15 protein-coding genes and 1 tRNA gene are annotated in these 17,030 nt (G+C 52.0%); 2 read left to right on the top strand and 14 right to left on the bottom strand.

The window, feature by feature from the left end; translation table 11 throughout:
- The first annotated feature begins 75 nt into the window (after nt 1–75).
- Nucleotides 76–1,239 (top strand): trans-sulfuration enzyme family protein, encoded by a 1,164-nt coding sequence (locus J6J34_RS05790; protein ID WP_301720174.1) that lies wholly within the window; start codon nt 76–78, stop codon nt 1,237–1,239.
- A 47-nt stretch (nt 1,240–1,286) separates the two neighbouring features.
- Here the strand turns inward: J6J34_RS05790 and lysS are convergent, their stop codons facing one another.
- The 5 genes from lysS to xerD form a co-directional block, all read right to left on the bottom strand.
- Nucleotides 1,287–2,801 carry a lysine--tRNA ligase gene (gene lysS, locus J6J34_RS05785; RefSeq protein WP_301898638.1) on the bottom strand — a complete coding sequence of 505 codons (1,515 nt, stop codon included), beginning with the start codon at nt 2,799–2,801 and terminating at the stop codon, nt 1,287–1,289.
- Nucleotides 2,802–2,862: 61 nt separating this feature from the next.
- Nucleotides 2,863–3,961 (bottom strand): peptide chain release factor 2 gene (prfB, locus tag J6J34_RS05780; RefSeq protein ID WP_301720172.1). Its coding sequence is split into 2 segments (ribosomal slippage): nt 2,863–3,885 and nt 3,887–3,961, totalling 1,098 coding nucleotides; the frame shifts between segments, so codons are not numbered across the junction.
- Between the two features lie 44 nt (nt 3,962–4,005).
- The gene (gene recJ, locus J6J34_RS05775) at nt 4,006–5,664 is read right to left on the bottom strand and encodes a single-stranded-DNA-specific exonuclease RecJ (RefSeq protein WP_301773988.1); all 1,659 of its coding nucleotides are present in this window, start codon (nt 5,662–5,664) and stop codon (nt 4,006–4,008) included.
- Between the two features lie 78 nt (nt 5,665–5,742).
- Nucleotides 5,743–6,462 (bottom strand): bifunctional protein-disulfide isomerase/oxidoreductase DsbC, encoded by a 720-nt coding sequence (gene dsbC, locus J6J34_RS05770; RefSeq protein ID WP_301720171.1) that lies wholly within the window; start codon nt 6,460–6,462, stop codon nt 5,743–5,745.
- Between the two features lie 71 nt (nt 6,463–6,533).
- Entirely contained in the window at nt 6,534–7,445 is a 912-nt protein-coding gene (gene xerD / locus J6J34_RS05765) for a site-specific tyrosine recombinase XerD (protein WP_418055172.1), read from the bottom strand.
- Between the two features lie 88 nt (nt 7,446–7,533).
- Between xerD and J6J34_RS05760 the strand changes: the two genes are divergently transcribed.
- Nucleotides 7,534–7,618 (top strand) — tRNA-Tyr (locus J6J34_RS05760).
- 4 nt (nt 7,619–7,622) lie between these two features.
- Here the strand turns inward: J6J34_RS05760 and J6J34_RS05755 are convergent.
- The 9 genes from J6J34_RS05755 to bamA all read right to left on the bottom strand — a co-directional run bounded on the left by J6J34_RS05755 (nt 7,623) and on the right by bamA (nt 17,006).
- A complete protein-coding gene (locus J6J34_RS05755) occupies nt 7,623–8,591 on the bottom strand; it encodes an NAD(P)H-quinone oxidoreductase (RefSeq protein WP_301720168.1) in 969 nt (322 codons plus the stop codon).
- A gap of 31 nt (nt 8,592–8,622) precedes the next feature.
- Nucleotides 8,623–9,471: a pirin family protein gene (locus J6J34_RS05750; RefSeq protein ID WP_301898637.1), complete on the bottom strand. Its 849-nt coding sequence runs from the start codon at nt 9,469–9,471 to the stop codon at nt 8,623–8,625.
- Nucleotides 9,468–10,424 carry a glutathione S-transferase family protein gene (locus J6J34_RS05745; protein WP_301898635.1) on the bottom strand — a complete coding sequence of 319 codons (957 nt, stop codon included), beginning with the start codon at nt 10,422–10,424 and terminating at the stop codon, nt 9,468–9,470. Before J6J34_RS05745 ends, J6J34_RS05750 begins: the two co-directional genes overlap by 4 nt.
- Before the next feature lie 84 nt (nt 10,425–10,508).
- Nucleotides 10,509–11,678, bottom strand: coding sequence for a lipid-A-disaccharide synthase (gene lpxB, locus J6J34_RS05740; RefSeq protein ID WP_301898634.1), 1,170 nt, complete (start codon nt 11,676–11,678; stop codon nt 10,509–10,511).
- A 3-nt stretch (nt 11,679–11,681) separates the two neighbouring features.
- Nucleotides 11,682–12,446, bottom strand: a complete 765-nt coding sequence (gene lpxA / locus J6J34_RS05735; protein ID WP_301720163.1) for an acyl-ACP--UDP-N-acetylglucosamine O-acyltransferase — start codon at nt 12,444–12,446, stop codon at nt 11,682–11,684.
- A complete protein-coding gene (gene fabZ / locus J6J34_RS05730; protein ID WP_301720162.1) occupies nt 12,447–12,902 on the bottom strand; it encodes a 3-hydroxyacyl-ACP dehydratase FabZ in 456 nt (151 codons plus the stop codon). It lies immediately after the preceding gene.
- Between the two features lie 23 nt (nt 12,903–12,925).
- The gene (gene lpxD, locus J6J34_RS05725; protein ID WP_301720161.1) at nt 12,926–13,948 is read right to left on the bottom strand and encodes a UDP-3-O-(3-hydroxymyristoyl)glucosamine N-acyltransferase; all 1,023 of its coding nucleotides are present in this window, start codon (nt 13,946–13,948) and stop codon (nt 12,926–12,928) included.
- 5 nt (nt 13,949–13,953) lie between these two features.
- Nucleotides 13,954–14,469: an OmpH/Skp family outer membrane protein gene (locus J6J34_RS05720; RefSeq protein ID WP_301720160.1), complete on the bottom strand. Its 516-nt coding sequence runs from the start codon at nt 14,467–14,469 to the stop codon at nt 13,954–13,956.
- 50 nt (nt 14,470–14,519) lie between these two features.
- Nucleotides 14,520–17,006 (bottom strand): outer membrane protein assembly factor BamA, encoded by a 2,487-nt coding sequence (bamA, locus tag J6J34_RS05715; RefSeq protein ID WP_301720159.1) that lies wholly within the window; start codon nt 17,004–17,006, stop codon nt 14,520–14,522.
- Nucleotides 17,007–17,030 lie beyond the last annotated feature (24 nt).

Here is a 17,030-nt window from a genome sequence, read left to right as displayed (position 1 = left end):
GGTGCTTTTCAATACCCGTCCGATTCTATACTCTAACGACTATCTTCAGCCTATTCGTTGCTTACGAGAGTCTTTATGCCCGGTAACTCTAAATCTGATCAGAACTACCCCTATTCCGCCGCAACAGCCCTGGCTCAATCTCTGGGCAACATCGATGAGAAGACCCAGGCCGTAGTGCCACCTGTGCATGTCGCCACGACCTATATCCGTGGCGCCGATAACACTTACCCGACAGGTTTGGTCTACTCGCGCGATAATAATCCGACCTATAAGCCTGTGGAAGCCTTGCTATGCCAACTTGAGCAAGGGCAGGATGCTATAGTCTTCAGTTCAGGCATGGCAGCAGCGACTGCAGTTTTTCAGGGCCTGCGTCCGGGCGACCATGTGCTGGCGCCGAAAGTGATGTATTGGGCTTTACGCAACTGGTTGCTCAATTTCGCCACCGACTGGGGCCTGCAAATTGAGTTCATTGATATGACCGACGTCGCAGCAGTGCAACAGCATCTGCAGCCCCAACGAACCAAACTGGTGTGGTTGGAAACGCCTGGTAATCCACTCTGGTGCATCAGCGACATAGCGGCTATTGCGGAGTGTGCTCATGCCGCCGGCGCTCAAGTCGCGGTCGACTCCACCTGCGCCACGCCGCTGCTCAGCCAGCCGCTGCGCTTAGGTGCAGATATCGTCATGCATTCGGCAACCAAATACCTCAACGGCCACTCAGACGTGATTGCCGGCGCTTTGATTGCAGCCCGTGATGATGCTTTCTGGCAGCGTATTCGCCAGGTGCGCGCGCAAGGAGGTGCCGTGCCAAGCCCGCATGATGCTTCACAGCTACTGCGCGGTATGCGCACCATGCATTTACGGGTACGCGAATCCTGTACCAATGCGCAGTATATTGCCGAACAGCTCGAGCGGCACGACGCCGTCGCCGAAGTCCTTTACCCAGGGCTGCCCTCTTTCGCCGGTCACGAGATTGCCAAACAACAAATGCAGGGCGGCTTTGGTGGAATGTTGTCGGTACGCCTCAAAGGTGGTGCAGAAGCCGCTATTCATGTCGCAGCGCACACCAAGCTCTGGAAACGGGCGACGTCGCTGGGCGGCGTCGAAAGTCTCATTGAACATCGTGCCAGCGTTGAAGGTCCAGGTACCCCCTGCCCGGACGACTTATTGCGGATGTCGTGCGGTATCGAAGATCGAGAAGAACTGCTGAACGATTTTTTACAGGCGTTAAGCAACTAAAAAAGGCCCTTGATGGGCCTTTTTTTCAATCCAAACTAGCTCAAACCTTAGTCTTTGCGTACACGCATGTGCGGGAATAACAGAACATCCCGGATAGAAGGCGAGTCTGTCAGCAGCATGACCAGGCGGTCAATACCAATGCCCTCGCCCGCCGTCGGCGGTAAGCCGTGCTCCAGGGCGGTGATGTAGTCTTCATCGAAGAACATAGCTTCGTCATCACCTGCTTCTTTTTGCTCAACCTGGTGCTGAAAACGTTCGGCTTGATCTTCGGCATCATTGAGCTCCGAGAAACCGTTCGCCAGTTCACGCCCACCGACGAAGAACTCAAAACGGTCGGTGATGTGCGGGTCGTCGTCGTTGCGACGTGCTAATGGCGAAACTTCTGCCGGGTACGCAGTGATAAAGGTCGGTTGAATCAACTTGTGTTCGGCAACAGCCTCAAAGATCTCAATCTGAACTTTACCCAGTCCCCAGTTCTTTTTCACTGTGATTCCGAGTTCTTCAGCCAGTGCTGTCGCCGCCTCAAGAGTGGCCAGCTGTTCAGCTTTTGCGCTAGGCAAATGCTCTAAAATCGCCTCGTTCACTGTCATACGGGTAAAGGGTTGACTGAAATCGTACTCAACGCCTTCACTGGAAAACTGGTGAGAGCCCAAAATCTCTTTGGTCATGCCACGCAGCATGCTTTCGGTCAGATCCATCAGATCATTAAAGTCTGCATAGGCCCAGTAAAACTCAAGCATGGTGAATTCAGGGTTGTGGCGGGTCGACAGACCTTCGTTGCGGAAGTTGCGGTTAATCTCAAAGACCTTCTCAAAGCCACCCACTACCAGGCGCTTCAAATACAACTCGGGTGCGATACGCAGGTACAGTTCCATATCCAGAGCGTTGTGATGCGTCACGAACGGACGTGCGGCAGCGCCACCAGGAATGGTTTGCATCATCGGCGTTTCCACTTCCAGGAACTGCTGCTCAGTTAAGAAACGGCGGATATAATCCACCACCTTCGAGCGCACAATGAAGGTACGCCGGGATGTGTCATTGGTGATCAGATCCAGATAACGCTGGCGATAACGGATCTCCTGATCGGCAAGGCCATGAAACTTATCAGGTAAAGGACGCAGGGCTTTCGTTAACAGACGGATATCATCCACCTGCACGCTCAGCTCACCCGTTCCGGTGATAAACAAGGTACCGGTGGCACCGACAATATCACCCAGATCCCACTTTTTGAATTCCTGGTTGTAAAACCCTTCTTGCAGATTATCGCGCGCCACGTACAACTGGATTTGACCGGACATATCTTTGATGGTCGCAAAGCTGGCTTTGCCCATAATACGGCGGGTCATCATACGGCCAGCAACTGCCACCCGGATCCCTTTAGTTGCCAGTTCTTCTTTTTCTACATCATCAAATTCAGCATGCAGTTCAGCAGCAAGATGCTCACGACGAAAATCGTTAGGAAACGCCACACCGCGCTCACGCAAAGCTTTTAATTTCGCCTTTCGCTGGGCAATCTGTTCGTTAACATCAACAACTTCATTGCCTTGCGTTTTATCTGTCATGGTCAAAATCCTGTAGTTTCTTAGGTTTGCAGTAATCTTAATGGTCAGTAAAAAACCGGGGTTAGAGTCCCGACTTCAAGCTTGCTTCGATAAATGGATCCAGTGCACCATCAAGCACAGCCTGAGTGTTGCGATTTTCAATACCGGTCCGTAAATCTTTAATGCGCGCATCATCCAGCACGTACGAGCGGATCTGGCTGCCCCAGCCGATATCCGACTTACTATCTTCCAGCGCCTGCTTTTCCGCCAGCTGTTTTTGCAGCTCAAACTCATAGAGTTTGGCGCGCAACTGCTTCATGGCCGCATCCCGGTTCTTGTGTTGTGACCGATCGCTCTGGCACTGCACCACAATACCTGTCGGCTCGTGCGTAATACGGATGGCGGAGTCCGTTCGGTTGACGTGCTGACCACCGGCACCTGAGGCACGGTAGGTATCAACCCGCAGATCTGACGGATTGATTTCGATCTCAATCGAGTCGTCAATTTCCGGATAAACGAAAACCGATGCAAACGAGGTATGCCGGCGGTTACCTGAGTCAAACGGCGACTTTCTTACCAGCCGGTGAACGCCGGTTTCCGTGCGTAGCCAACCGTAGGCATAGTCACCCTGCACGCGAACCGTCGCCGACTTGATACCGGCCACATCACCCTCAGAAAGTTCTGTTAGCTCAGCCTTAAAGTCATGACTTTCGGCCCAGCGCAGGTACATCCGCAACAACATATTGGCCCAGTCCTGAGCCTCAGTGCCACCGGAGCCGGCCTGAATATCCAGGTAACAGTCCGCGGCATCCTGTTCGCCTGAAAACATTCGGCGAAACTCAAGTTTGCCCAGCTGCTGATCTAACTGTTCAAGTTCTGCAACAGCTTCGTTGTAGGTCTCTTCATCTTCCGCTTCGACGGCAAGATCCACCAGACCTTCGACATCGTCCAGCCCCTGCGCGAGCTGGTTTAAAGTTTCTACCACTTCGTCCAGCGCCGCGCGCTCTTTCCCCAGCGCTTGCGCACGTTCTTGATTTTCCCACACTGACGGGTCTTCCAGTTCTCGGGTAACCTCTTCTAATCGCTCAACTTTTTGAGCATAGTCAAAGATACCCCCGAAGCGCTTCACTGCGCTCACGCATCTCTTTTATGGCAACGTAGGTGGCATTGGTTTCAAACATAGTGAGTCTCAGCTCGTCCATTGATGAATGCAAAGGGCGGCATTTTACCGTAAAGGCTGTAAATGCTCCACCAACAGTTGCACATTGGTACGACCGCGGAAGTGATTTAATTGCAATTTATACACCAGATGGGCTTCGCGTATGGCCAAATCTGGCCATACCTGAGTATCTACATTAAAAGCAATAGCATCAATGGTAATACCGTCGGCGGAGCGCAGCACCAACTTCAGATGCTTCTGACCGACAATACGCTGTTGCACCAGTTCAAAAGTTGCGTCAAAACTGGGCTCCGGAAAACCCTGACCCCAGGGTCCCAGATGATTAAGTTGCTCGACAAAAGGCACGCTGAAACAGGAGCCATCAAGTTCACCATCACTCCAGATCTGCCGTTGCAAGTCCTGCTCATCCAGCCATTCAGTGGCAACGCGTTCAGCACAGTCCCGAAACCGTTCCAGATGCTCTGGTGGTAAGGATAAACCTGCTGCCATCGCATGCCCGCCAAAGCGCGTGATCAAGTCAGGTTCCAGGCTGTGTACCCGCTCCAGCAGGTCACGCATGTGCAGACCCGGCAGCGATCTTGCGGAACCGCGCAACAGTCCATCATCCCCTTTGGCAAAGGTAATGGTCGGCCGGTGGAACTGCTCCTTTACCCGACCCGCGACAATACCAATGACGCCCTGATGCCAGTCTTCCTGATGCAAAACTAGCAACACGGGTAATTCGGTACTATCGAGTTGCAACTGAGTCACATAGTGGGCCGCGCTTTCGCGCATCTCGGTTTCGATTTCACGGCGCTGACCATTGAGCTCGTTCAACTGTGCCGCCAGCGCTTCGGCCTGACTGTAATTCTGACACAGCAAACACTCAATCCCTACGCCCATATCATCCAGCCGCCCGGCGGCGTTAATGCGTGGCGCTAAGGCAAAGCCTAAATCGCTTGCCTGCAAACGACTGGGATCACGCTGGGTTACCGCCAGCAAGGCCTGAATGCCGGGCCGACAATGCCCGCTACGAATCCGTTGCAACCCTTGTTGCACCAAAATGCGGTTAATGCCATCCAGCTTCACGACATCGGCAACGGTGCCCAGCGCCACCAGATCAAGCCACTCAGCCAGGTTCACCTTTGCGGCGCGATGACCGCGCTCGCGTGCCGCTGCACGCACCGCGAGCAACACGTAAAAGGCAACACCCACGCCAGCGATGGCTTTGCCCGGAAACGGGCAGTCTGGTTGATTAGGATTAACGATGGCATAGGCCGGCGGCAGGGTTGCGCCCGCAAGGTGATGATCCGTTACGATCACATCGAGTCCTGCAGCATTCGCAGCCTCGACGCCCGCGTGACAGGAAATGCCACTATCGACGGTAATCAGCAGCTGGGCACCCTGTTGCTCGGCTGCACGCACCAGGTTCGGTGACAAGCCGTAGCCGTCGGTAAAGCGATTGGGCACACAATAGCTGACTTTACCGGCGCCCATCGCACTTAACACTGATACCATCAGCGCTGTTGAAGTTGCCCCATCAGCGTCAAAGTCGCCACAAATGCAAATGGCCTGATCGTTGAGTATCGCCTCCAAAATCCGGGCGGCGGCCTTCTCACAGTCCTGCAATTGCTGAAAATGGGGCAAGTGCTGAACGCGTAAGTCCAGTTGCTGCAACTCGGTAACGCCCCTGCGCGCCAGAATTTGCCGGAGTATTGCGGGCATCTCCTGCGGCAAGGCGTCGCTTGCGACATCGGGTCTGCGTTTTATCTCGACAGCTGAATCAACCACAATGCAGCAACATTATTGACCGTTTTGCATCATACTCAGCAGTCGCTCTGCTGGCACCAGGCCGGGTAACATTTCACCCGATGGCAACACAATCGCTGGAGTGCCGCGCACACCAAACTTGTTGCCCAGGGCAAAGTGTTCATCAACGGGGTCATCACAACTGGCGGCTGGTAAGCGCTTATCGTTTTTCGCTGCATCCAGTGCTGCCTGTTGATCCTCTGAGCACCAAACGGTCTTTAATTGCTGATAGGCGCTGCCTTGCAAACCGCTTCGTGGCCACGCCAGATAACGCACAGAAATTCCAAGCTTATGGTATTGCTCAAGATTGGTATGTAATTGGCGACAGTAGCCACAGGTGGGATCGGTGAAGACGGTGATCATGTATTTTTCGTTTTCGGCAGGATAAAGAATGGCCTCATCGCTGACTTTGGCAATATCACTGCGGCGCATTTCGCGAATTGAAGCTTCACTTAAGTTCTGCGGTTCACTGCCGGTAATATCATAAAGGCGACCGCCAATAAGGGTCTCGCCATCGGCGGTGACATACACCAGACCTTGATCGGTAATCACTTCATAAACGCCATCAATAACTGAATCATTCACCGATTCAATGACAAAGCCCATGCGCTCAAGATGCTGCCGCTTGAAGCTCGATGAATCGTTTTGTGCGACCCCTTGTGGACTGCACGCCAATAAGCCAATAACACTGGCTACCACTAGCAATTGTTTCATAATTTTCCTAATTGTTTTGCTGCCATTTTCTGCCGTCAGTCTACCGCGAAATAGCTCCAGCTGCAGCACTTTTAAGCACGTGGATGGTGAGCTGCGTGAAGTTGTTGCAGACGTTCACGAGCCACGTGGGTATAGATTTGCGTCGTCGATAAATCACTATGGCCAAGCAGCATCTGTAGCACCCTTAAATCAGCTCCGTGATTGAGTAGGTGGGTGGCGAAGGCATGCCGGAGAGTATGGGGCGACAAATGCGAACGGATATCCGCGCGCTGCGCGTAGAGTTTGATGCGATGCCAGAACGCCTGTCGGGTCAGCGGCCCGCCGCGACGCGTGATAAACACAAACTCGCTGGATTGCGAGCTCAGCGCCGGACGCCCGTCCCGCTGATAGCGTTGCAGCCACTCTAAGGCGGTTTCACCTAAGGGCACCAGGCGTTCCTTATTGCCTTTACCCACCACTCGTACCAGCTCCTGTTGCATGGAAACTTGGGCAAAGGTTAAGTGCACCAGCTCGGTCACCCGGAGGCCCGTTGCATAAAGAACTTCCAACATGGCGCGATCACGTAGTTGCACCGGGTCAGCTAACTCAGGCGCCTCAAGCAGTGCTTCAACTTCAGTTTCAGCAAGACTATGCGGGATCGCCTGCGGCTGTTTCGGCTGCCGTAACCGTGTTGTGGGGTCAGCGCCCCGCAAACGCTCAGTGACCGCATAGTTATAGAACTTTTTCAGCGCGCTTAACGCACGGGCTGTACTGCGCGGCGATAAGCCCTGCTGTCGCCGCCACAGCATGTAACTTTCGATAACTTCGGTTTCCGCACTCAGCAGGTCAGCGTGCTCGCCCTCAAAGTCGAGTAAAAACTGATAGAACTTTTTCAAATCGGTGCCGTAAGCCGACGCGGTATGTTTGCTTATGCCCTGCTTGAGCCACAGACGCTCAAGAAAGGTGTTGATTAATTCAGCAGTTGATGTCGACAAAATAGGCAGCCTGTTGTTGTGGGGCAATTTATACTCAGACTTTTATGATAGCGGGGTTTACAGCTACCCTCAATCTGCTATGATGCGGCGTCTTCGTGGAGGGGTTCCCGAGTGGCCAAAGGGATCAGACTGTAAATCTGACGGCTCAGCCTTCGCAGGTTCGAATCCTGCCCCCTCCACCATTTTTTACCAGGCCAGTACCAGTTTTCCTTTCGTCTTATTCTCAGAAATTTGCTGCAATGCCGTATCCAGTTCGGCGATGGCATAAACCTTTTCAATACGTGCCTGACAGGTGCCACTCGTCAACAGTGGCCAGACCTGCTGTTCCAGAGCGCGCATTAAACGACCTTTCACCGTTAACGACTGATTACGCAGGGTGCTGCCCTGAATGCGTTGCCGCTTCATCAGCAAGCGCCCGGCATCAAGCTCGGCCATGCGTCCGCCCATCAGGCCCAGCACGACAATACGTCCGTCGAGATTGAGCACCTGCTGATCCGCGGCTAAGTAGTCGCCCGCCACAGGGTCAATGATCACATCAGCACCGCCCCACGCCTTGACGGCTTCAACAAAGGAGCCCTGCTGGCGATTCCAGCCGCCGCCAGCACCGAGATTCCGACACAGGTCAATTTTCTCGTCACTGCCGGCAGTCACAAAGACCGGGTTACCGGACGCTACGGCGAGCTGCAAAGCGGCCAAGCCGACAGTACTGGCACCCGCGTGCAGTAACAGTTTTTCATTGGCCCGCAAAGCGGCAATCTCGTACAGGTTGTACCAGGCTGTAGTAAAGGCTTCACAGATGGCTGCGCCCTGCTCCAGGCTGATATTTTTGGGTAACTTATTCACCTGCTGCTCGCTAACCACAACATGGCTGGCGTACCCCCCTGCTGCCAACAAGGCACAGACTTCGTCGCCCACTTTTAAACGGCTCACGGACGGCCCAACGGCGACCACCCGCCCACTTGCCTCCAGACCCAGTATGTCTGAGGCTCCGGCGGGTGGCGGATAATGTCCCGCCAGTTGCATCAAATCCGCACGGTTAACACCACTGTGGGAGATTTCAATGACAACCTCATCAGTGACCGGCGTGGCCAGCTCGAACTCAGTTTGACGGGGGCGTCCTCCCTCAGCAATGAAGCCTGTTGCTACTCTTGGCATAGTGGATCCTTGTGGCAGTTAAATAAGCACCTCAGGCAGTCAGCTTTCCGCTTTGGTAATCGCGAATCGCCTGTTCAATTTCAGCCTGATGATTCATGACGAACGGCCCATATTGAGCAACAGGTTCGCCAATCGGTTGTCCAGCTAGCAGCAGCATGCCAGCCGCATCCTCTGAACGCAACGTCAGTTCGGCATCGGCATCCAGGCGCACCAGTTCACCGCGACTGACATCTTGCCCGTTAACCCTGACCTGTCCCTGATAGACATAACCCAGCCGTGTCCGTTGTCCAGCTCCCGCGTACTGCCAACTCCCAGCCTGTGAAAAGCGAACGTCCAGCATTTGAAAGCTCTGCTCCGGTTGTTGCACCGGACCTTTCAGCGTACCCTCGGCCGTCTTTAGCTCACCAGCGACCACCCGCACAGTGATGGCATCAGCCTCAAACTGAGGGATCTTCGCAGCTGGGTAATCGGCCCACTCGGCTGCTGACATTTTGTCTTTTGCAGGCAAGTTGATCCACAGCTGAAAGCCCCACATCAACCCATCTTCCTGTTTTGGCATTTCTGCATGAATAATGCCGCGGGCCGCTTTCATCCATTGCGCACCACCGGCACTTACCATGCCGGTATTACCGACCGAATCTTTATGCTCCATTTGCCCGGCAAGCATATAGGTCAGGGTGACAAAGCCCCGATGTGGGTGCGGCGGAAATCCGGCAATATAATCATTCGGATCATCCGAACGGAACTCGTCCAGCATCAGAAAAGGATCCTGATAGCCTAATCCGGGTTGATTCACGATGCGGGTCAGTTTTACCCCTGCGCCATCCTGCGCAGGCATGCCCCGATGCCGACTTAAAATCACATTGTCTGACGCTTTCATAGAACCTCTCCGCGCTGGTGCGCAGCATTAAAATCAAGCCGCGGGCCACGCGGAACAATTTGCGTGGGGTTAATCATCGTATGGCTGGCGTAATAATGGGTTTTAATATGGTCCATCACCACGGTCTCAGCAACGCCAGGAACCTGATACAGGGCTTTGACGTAATCCCATATCGCCGGATAATCCTGAATGCGTTGCTGATTGGTTTTAAAGTGACTGTAGTAGACTGCGTCAAAGCGCACCAGCGTCGTAAACAACCGCCAATCCGCTTCAGTTACCTGATCACCCACCAGAAAACGCTGCGAGCTAAGCCGCTCTTCAATGTCATCAAGGCTCGCGAAAAGTTCATCATAGGCATCATTATACGCCTTCTGCCGGGTCGCAAAGCCACATTTATACACACCGTTATTGATGGTGTCGTAGACCTTGTCATTAATACTGTCGATGTTGTTTCGTAAAGCTTGCGGGTAAAAGTCCAGGGTATTGCCCGTGATGCTGTCAAAGGCACTATTCAACATGCGGATAATATCCGCCGATTCGTTACTGACAATGGTCTGCTTTTTCTTATCCCATAACACCGGCACTGTGACCCGGCCGCTATAATTATCATCGGCACGTAGGTACAACTCATACAGATAGTCTTGTTGGTACAAGGGATCAGCGAGAATGTCATCGCCAAACTCCCAGCCATTCTCCAGCATCAGTGGGTGTACGGCAGACATTGAAACATGCTCTTCGAGGCCCTTAAGTTTTCTGAAGATCAGCGTTCGATGCGCCCAGGGACAGGCGTAACACACGTACAGATGATACCGTCCGGATTCTGCAGGAAACTCAGCGTCAGGATCAGCACTTAACCAGTTGCGAAACTGCGACTCGCTGCGTTCAAAGCGGCCGTCGTTTTCCTCGGTGTCGTACCATTTGTCCTGCCATTTTCCATCAACTAATAAGCCCATTGTTCACCTCTTTTATCTGTGAACTCTAAGTATAGCTGGTGACAAATGGAATGATTAGTGCGAAATAATGGGGTTTACGTTCGATTAATTCGAACTTTGAGAGGATTGCGCCAGTTCCAGAGCGACCCTTGCGCTGACTGCATCAGCATCACGCTGCAGGTCGGTATGAAGCTTGGTAAAGGTATGCAATAGTTGGCCATGGTCGGCGGCGTCCAGTTGCTTTTCCAATGCCTGTACAATGCTTTCTGGATTGACATCACTTTGCAGTAACTCAGGTACCAGTTCGCGCCCGGCCAGCAGATTAGGCAGGCTGAAAAAAGCGGCTTTAAACATACGGCGCATGATCTGGAAGGTTAACCAGCTGAAGCGGTAGGCGACCACCATCGGCCGTTTAATCAACATCGCTTCCAGGGTCACCGTGCCTGAGGTCAGCACGAGTCCATCGGCAGCAGCCATGGCCTTGCGCGACTGTCCGTCCAGCAATTGCAGGGGTAGCTCAGGTGCTAGTTGTTGTTGCATGGCACGGAACTGCTCAGCACGAGCTGGAGAGATCATTGGGCTTATGAACAGGGTGTCGGGATGGCGTTGTAAATACAGCTGAGCAGCTTGCAAAAATACCGGACCTAAGCGGGCAATTTCACCGCCACGACTACCCGGCAGAAGTGCAATCACACGTTTCTTCTCACCCAGTTTAAGCGCGAGCTCCTGCTGCGCCTGCTGCCGATCCCAGTGCATGGGGATGCTATCAGCAAGTGGGTGACCTACAAAGGTAGCAGCTAAACGGTGTTTGTCGTAAAACTCTTTCTCGAAAGGCAGTAAGCATAGAACGTGATCGACACTGGCTTTAATTCCCTTAATTCGCCCCTGTCGCCAGGCCCAGACACTGGGACTGACGTAATGCATTGTGGCAATACCGTGTGCCTTCAGACGCCTGGCGATAGGTAAGTTAAAATCAGGCGCATCGATGCCGATGAAAACATCCGGAGCTTGTTCCAGAAAAGTAGCCACTAAGCGCTTACGGTGATTGAGCAGGGTCCGCAGCCGGCCAAGCACCTCGACCAGGCCCATCACAGCAAGGTCCTCCATGGGGATAAGGCTTTGCAAGCCTTCAGCTTCCATTAAAGGACCACCGACGCCGATAAAGCGCACGCCCGGATGCTGCTGCTTAAGCTCGCGCAGCAATCCCGCACCAAGCAGATCGCCCGAATGCTCTCCGGCAATCACCGCGATCAGTAAAGGTGTGTTTTTGCCCATAGTTTAACGAATAATACCGCGTGAGCTTTGCTGGACGAAACGGATGAAGTCATCGAGCTCGCTGGCCTGCCAACTTTGCATTTCCTGCACCGCCTCGTCGACCGTCAGACCTTGTCGGTAAAGGGTTTTATAAGCACGCTTTATGGTCATCACTTGTTCTTTAGTGAAGCCCCGGCGCTTCAGGCCTTCGCTATTGATCGTGCGTGGCACGGCGTTGTGCCCCTGGGCCATCACGTAGGGAGGAATATCCTGCACCACCACAGAGTTGACTGCAGTGAAGGCATGCTCACCGATGTGACAGAACTGATGAACGCCGGTAAAACCACCCAGAATCGCCCAGTCCCCCACATGCACATGGCCGGCGAGTGTGGTGTTATTGGCAAGAATCACGTTATCACCGACCATACAGTCGTGCGCCACATGCACATAAGCCATCAACAGGTTATTGCTGCCGATTCGCGTCAGACTCTGATCTTGTATGGTGCCCCGGTGAATCGTGACCGACTCCCGGATAACATTGTTATCGCCAATCTCTAACCGGGTGGGCTCGCCATTGTATTTTTTGTCCTGGCAATCTTCGCCCACAGAAGCGAACTGAAAAATGCGGTTGCCTTTGCCCAGAACCGTTGGTCCTTTCAACACAACATGAGGACCAATCCAACAGTCATCGCCAATCACAACATCGGCCCCGATAATGCTGTAGGGACCGATTTCAACGTTATTGCCAATACTCGCTTTACTATCAATAATCGCTGTAGGATGAATCACTTAAGTTTCTCTTCTCGCGCAAATGATATCGGCACTGCAAGCCAGTTCGCCGTCGACTTCGGCGCGTCCTTTGAACACCCAGATACCGCGTCGTTCTTTCTCAAACGTGACGTGTAAATGCAGTGCATCACCCGGTAAAACCTGACGTTTAAACCGTGCGTTATCAACGCCTGCAAACAAGTATAGGTCATTCGCGCCCGGCTTGCTTTCGGTGATTTTAAAGCCAAGCAAACCTGCTGCCTGAGCTAAAGCTTCCAGAATCAAGACCCCGGGGAAAATAGGATTTCCCGGAAAATGCCCGGTAAACAGGTTTTCATTTACAGTGATATTTTTCACTGCATGAATTTTAGTCTGCGCATCACAACTGACCACCTTATCCACTAATAAGAAAGGATAACGATGCGGCAATAAGCGCATGACTTCTTGAATATTAAAAGCTGAGTCAGAGACAGACAAAATTGGATCTCCAATTATAAAGTTCAATCGGTGAGTTTTTTCTCGATTTTTTTCACGCGCTGGAACAGATCATCAAGCTGGCGGAACCGCGCACCATTACGGCGCCATTCGCGATGCGGCGCAGCCGGAATCCCGGACGCGTAAACACCAGGTTCAGTGATAGCTTTAATCACCATAGAAAACCCGCTAATTTGCACATCGTCGCAGATTTCAATGTGACCGTTGATCGCTGTCGCACCACCAATCAGGCAACGTTTACCGATGCGGCAACTACCCGCCAATACGGTGCAGCCCGCAATTGCGGTATCTTCATCAATAAAGACGTTATGCGCGATCTGGCATTGGTTATCGATGATACAGCCACTGCTGATAATGGTATCGTCCAGAGCGCCGCGATCAATAGTGGTATTGGCACCAATATCGACACGATCATGGATAATAACGCGCCCCAGTTGTGGAATTTTCACCCATTTCCCGGCTTCGTTCGCCCAACCAAAACCATCAGCGCCAATCACTACGCCACTATGCACCAGACAGTTTGCGCCAATTTCACAGTCATGATAGATCACAACTTGCTGCCAGATTTTAGTGTTTGCCTGAATTTTTACGCCAGGACCGATGTAGCAGCCTGCTCCGATTTGCACGTTATCACCAATCTCGGCATGGTCGGAGATGATGGTCAACGGCCCGACCGCAACTTGCGTTCCAAGTTGTGCCGTTGTCGCAATTTGCGCGGAAGGATCAATACCTTCTGAGGCAGCTCTTGGCGTGGTATCAAGCTGTTGTGCAATCTTAGCGAAACCCGCATAAGGATTTTTGGTGACCAAAGCAGATAACCCTGCAGGAAGCTCAACATTGGGCGCGACGATCACTGCGCTGGCTTTTGTTGATTCAAGCTGGGCACGGTACTTTTCATTGGCCAAAAATGCAATTTGCCCCGACTGAGCCGAGGCAAGAGTTGCAACGCCGGTGATGAGCTGTTGCTCATCGCCGACAACGTCGGCATCAATGACGGATGCCAATTGTTGCAGTGTTTGTTGCTGCATTGCTCTTAGTTTCCGGCCGTCATTTTTTGCAGCACAGCATTGGTCAGGTCTAAGGCTTCAGTTGCATAAAGCACTGAACCATCGTTCAAGACCATGTCATACCCTTGCGCTTGAGCAAGTGCTTGTGCTTCGCGAACGATATCGCGCATCAGTTTGTTACGCTCTTCCTGCTGACGGCGCTCGCTGTCTTCACGCAAAGCTTTGTACTTCAGCTGACGGCGAGTTTCCAGCAGTTCAATTTCACGGCTCAGTTGCAGACGCTCAGTCGGTGACATGATTTGTGCGTCACGCTCAGCTTTTTCCTGCAGGCCTTGAAGTTCGGTCGTCATTTTTTCTAATTCGGCGAAATCACTGGCAAATTCTTCTTGCAGACGCGCAGAGATTTGCTGAGTTTGTGGCAGCTGTTGCAAAACATTTTGCATGCTTACTACGCCAATTTTTTGCTGTGCTTCAGCAGCGTTGGCAAAAAATGCCGTTGATAAGATTGCTGCAGCAACTGTCGTTTTCATTAATACTTTCACGTGAATACTCCTGTCATTCAAAATGTAATAGCCCGACTCGTTTATGCTTCTTAGAAAGTCGTGCCAAAGTTGAAACTAAAGCTTTGCGTACGGTCGCCATCATAGGTTTTGATCGGACGACCCAGAGCAAAGGTCAAAGGTCCCATAGGTGATAGCCATTGTACGGCGATACCTGCAGACGCCCGATATAAACTCGGTGAACTAAAGTCGTACAACCGGAAGTTAGTGTTACCTGTTCGCTGTAACTGGCTGAACTCTTCGTATTGGAATTCAGTATCCCAGACACTACCTACGTCAACGTAGATACTGGTACGAACTGAGTTTTTCGTCTCTTCACCGACCAAAGGCGTTGGTACGATTAATTCAATACCACCAGTGTACATGGCGTTGCCGCCCACTGAGTATTGGCTTACCGCTAAAGTATCAGCACCAGGACCGACTGGCAAATCCGTGGGCACACCATAATAGTTCGGTGGACCTGTGATTGTGTCAGGGTAGCGGTAAACCGCACGCGGACCTACGGTGTTGGCTTCAAAGCCACGTAAGCTGTCATTACCACCGATGCGGAAGTTCTCATAGAATGGGAAAATGTAATCATTGCCCTTATCATCTGAGCCATAACCGTTACCGTAGCCAACGTTCAGGCGCGTTAAGAGCACAAAACTGTGGTCTTTGGTAATAGGTAAGTAATGTTTGAAATCATAGCTGACCCGGAAGTAACGGATATCACTACCTGGTACTGTGACTTCGGCATTAATTCTGTTTGAGGTCCCGGCCGTCGGATAAGTTCCGCGGTTCAGAGTAACGCGCTGCCAGCCCGCTTCCAGCGAGAACATGTCAAAGGCCACACCCGAATTTGGATCCTGAGTATCCAGATACGGTTGATAGAAGCGTTTCACCTGTTCATAACCTTCGACGTTGGTCACTTCTTCACGACGTGCCATCGCGCCGAAACTTAGACTCGAAACCTCGTTGATTGGGAAGCTCAGATTGCCACCAACGCCTAAGCGTTTCGTGTTGTAGCGAATCAGGTTCTCCTGGCGTCCGGCATCGAACTCACTCAAAAACATCTGGCCGGATAGATTCACGCCATCTTTGGTGAAATAACGGTCCATGTAGGACAAGCTAACGGATTTATTAAAACGGTTGGTGTTGACGTTAATTGCTGCCCGGTTACCTGTGCCCAGAAAGTTATCCTGCGACACGCCAACGCCAAGTTGCAGTCCTGAGTAATCGCCATAACCCAACATGAAGTTAAACGAGCCAGAGGGTTGCTCTTTGACCAGGTACTCGATATCAACAAGGTCCTGCCGGCCGCTTACACGGTTGGTTGAACTTTCGACCGTTTCAAAGAAGCCCAGACGCTCTAAGCGCACTTTACCTTGCTCAACAAGTTCGTCATTCAGCGGTGAACCTTCAAACTGACGCATTTCGCGACGCAGAACTTCATCTTCGGTAACGCTGTTGCCGCGGAACTTGATACGGTTCACGTAAACGCGTTTACCCGGGTTAATTGAGAAGATCAAATCAACTTCTTTGGTCTCTCTGTCGAGCTCTGGAATGGCCCGGACTTCCGGGTAGGCATAGCCATAACGGCCATAAACTTTAGCTACCAGCTCTTCAAGATAAGTCACCTGGGCCGCACTGTAGCGCGTGCCTGGTTCAATTTTGGTTAAGCGTTTAACGACTTCGTCCTGGCCACGGAGATCACCCATCACGCGCGTCTCACGCACATTGAAGATCTCGCCTTCGTCGATATTCAGGGTGATATAAACACCAGAACGATCCGGAGTCATGCTCACCTGTACAGACTCGAGCTGGAAGGTCAGGTAACCACGGTCTTTATAAAACGACTCTAAGGTTTCCAAATCGCCGCTAAGCTGTTGTTTCTGATACTGACGCACACCGAGGAAGTTCCACCACGGCAACCGGTCTTTAAGCTCCAGGTTAGCTAAGAGTTCTTCATCGCTAAATACACTGTTACCAACAATGTTAATTTGTTGGATTTCCGCAGACTCACCTTCGTCGAAATCAATTTCCAGGCGCACGCGGTTACGTGGCAGTTTGATGATATTAACGTTGACTTCGGCGCTGTATTTTCCGATCGAATGGTAAAAGTCTTCTAACCCCGTTTCGATGCTGGAAATAGTAGTCAAATCAAGCGGCTCACCTTCGATGATGCCCTGATCCGTCAAACTTTGGACCAGCTGTTCATCTTTGATGTCTTTGTTACCGTCAAACTCAATGGCGCTGATTGTAGGACGCTCAGTGACCTCAAAAATCAGTGTGTCGCCAACACGACGAACCACAATGTCATTGAAGTGAGTCGATGAATACAACGAGCGAACTGATGTCTGAATATTCTCACTGTCGATACTATCGCCTACGCGAATTGGAATGTAGGTTAAAGCTGCGCCTAAAGCCACACGCTGTAAACCGCGAACCCGAATATCTTCTACGACAAATTCGTCAGCACTGTAGGCTGGTAATGCGGCGCCCGCTACAAGGGCGCTTAAAAATAGCTTTTTCAACGTCATTCTGTGCTACTTATTTGTTTATTG

The organism is Pseudidiomarina terrestris, assembly GCF_030466405.1.
In the GTDB taxonomy this organism is placed as follows: domain Bacteria; phylum Pseudomonadota; class Gammaproteobacteria; order Enterobacterales; family Alteromonadaceae; genus Pseudidiomarina; species Pseudidiomarina terrestris.
Note: the sequence above shows the minus strand (reverse complement) of the source record. Positions and strands in the feature narration are given on the sequence as shown.

Bases quoted from the DNA above. Each gene is read 5' to 3' on its own strand.
- J6J34_RS05790 (WP_301720174.1), top strand. From the start codon at position 76: ATGCCCGGTAACTCTAAATCTGATCAGAACTACCCCTATTCCGCCGCA.
- lysS (WP_301898638.1), bottom strand. From the start codon at position 2,801: ATGACAGATAAAACGCAAGGCAATGAAGTTGTTGATGTTAACGAACAG.
- recJ (WP_301773988.1), bottom strand. From the start codon at position 5,664: ATGCCCGCAATACTCCGGCAAATTCTGGCGCGCAGGGGCGTTACCGAG.
- dsbC (WP_301720171.1), bottom strand. From the start codon at position 6,462: ATGAAACAATTGCTAGTGGTAGCCAGTGTTATTGGCTTATTGGCGTGC.
- J6J34_RS05755 (WP_301720168.1), bottom strand. From the start codon at position 8,591: ATGCCAAGAGTAGCAACAGGCTTCATTGCTGAGGGAGGACGCCCCCGT.
- J6J34_RS05750 (WP_301898637.1), bottom strand. From the start codon at position 9,471: ATGAAAGCGTCAGACAATGTGATTTTAAGTCGGCATCGGGGCATGCCT.
- J6J34_RS05745 (WP_301898635.1), bottom strand. From the start codon at position 10,424: ATGGGCTTATTAGTTGATGGAAAATGGCAGGACAAATGGTACGACACC.
- lpxB (WP_301898634.1), bottom strand. From the start codon at position 11,678: ATGGGCAAAAACACACCTTTACTGATCGCGGTGATTGCCGGAGAGCAT.
- lpxD (WP_301720161.1), bottom strand. From the start codon at position 13,948: ATGCAGCAACAAACACTGCAACAATTGGCATCCGTCATTGATGCCGAC.
- bamA (WP_301720159.1), bottom strand. From the start codon at position 17,006: ATGACGTTGAAAAAGCTATTTTTAAGCGCCCTTGTAGCGGGCGCCGCA.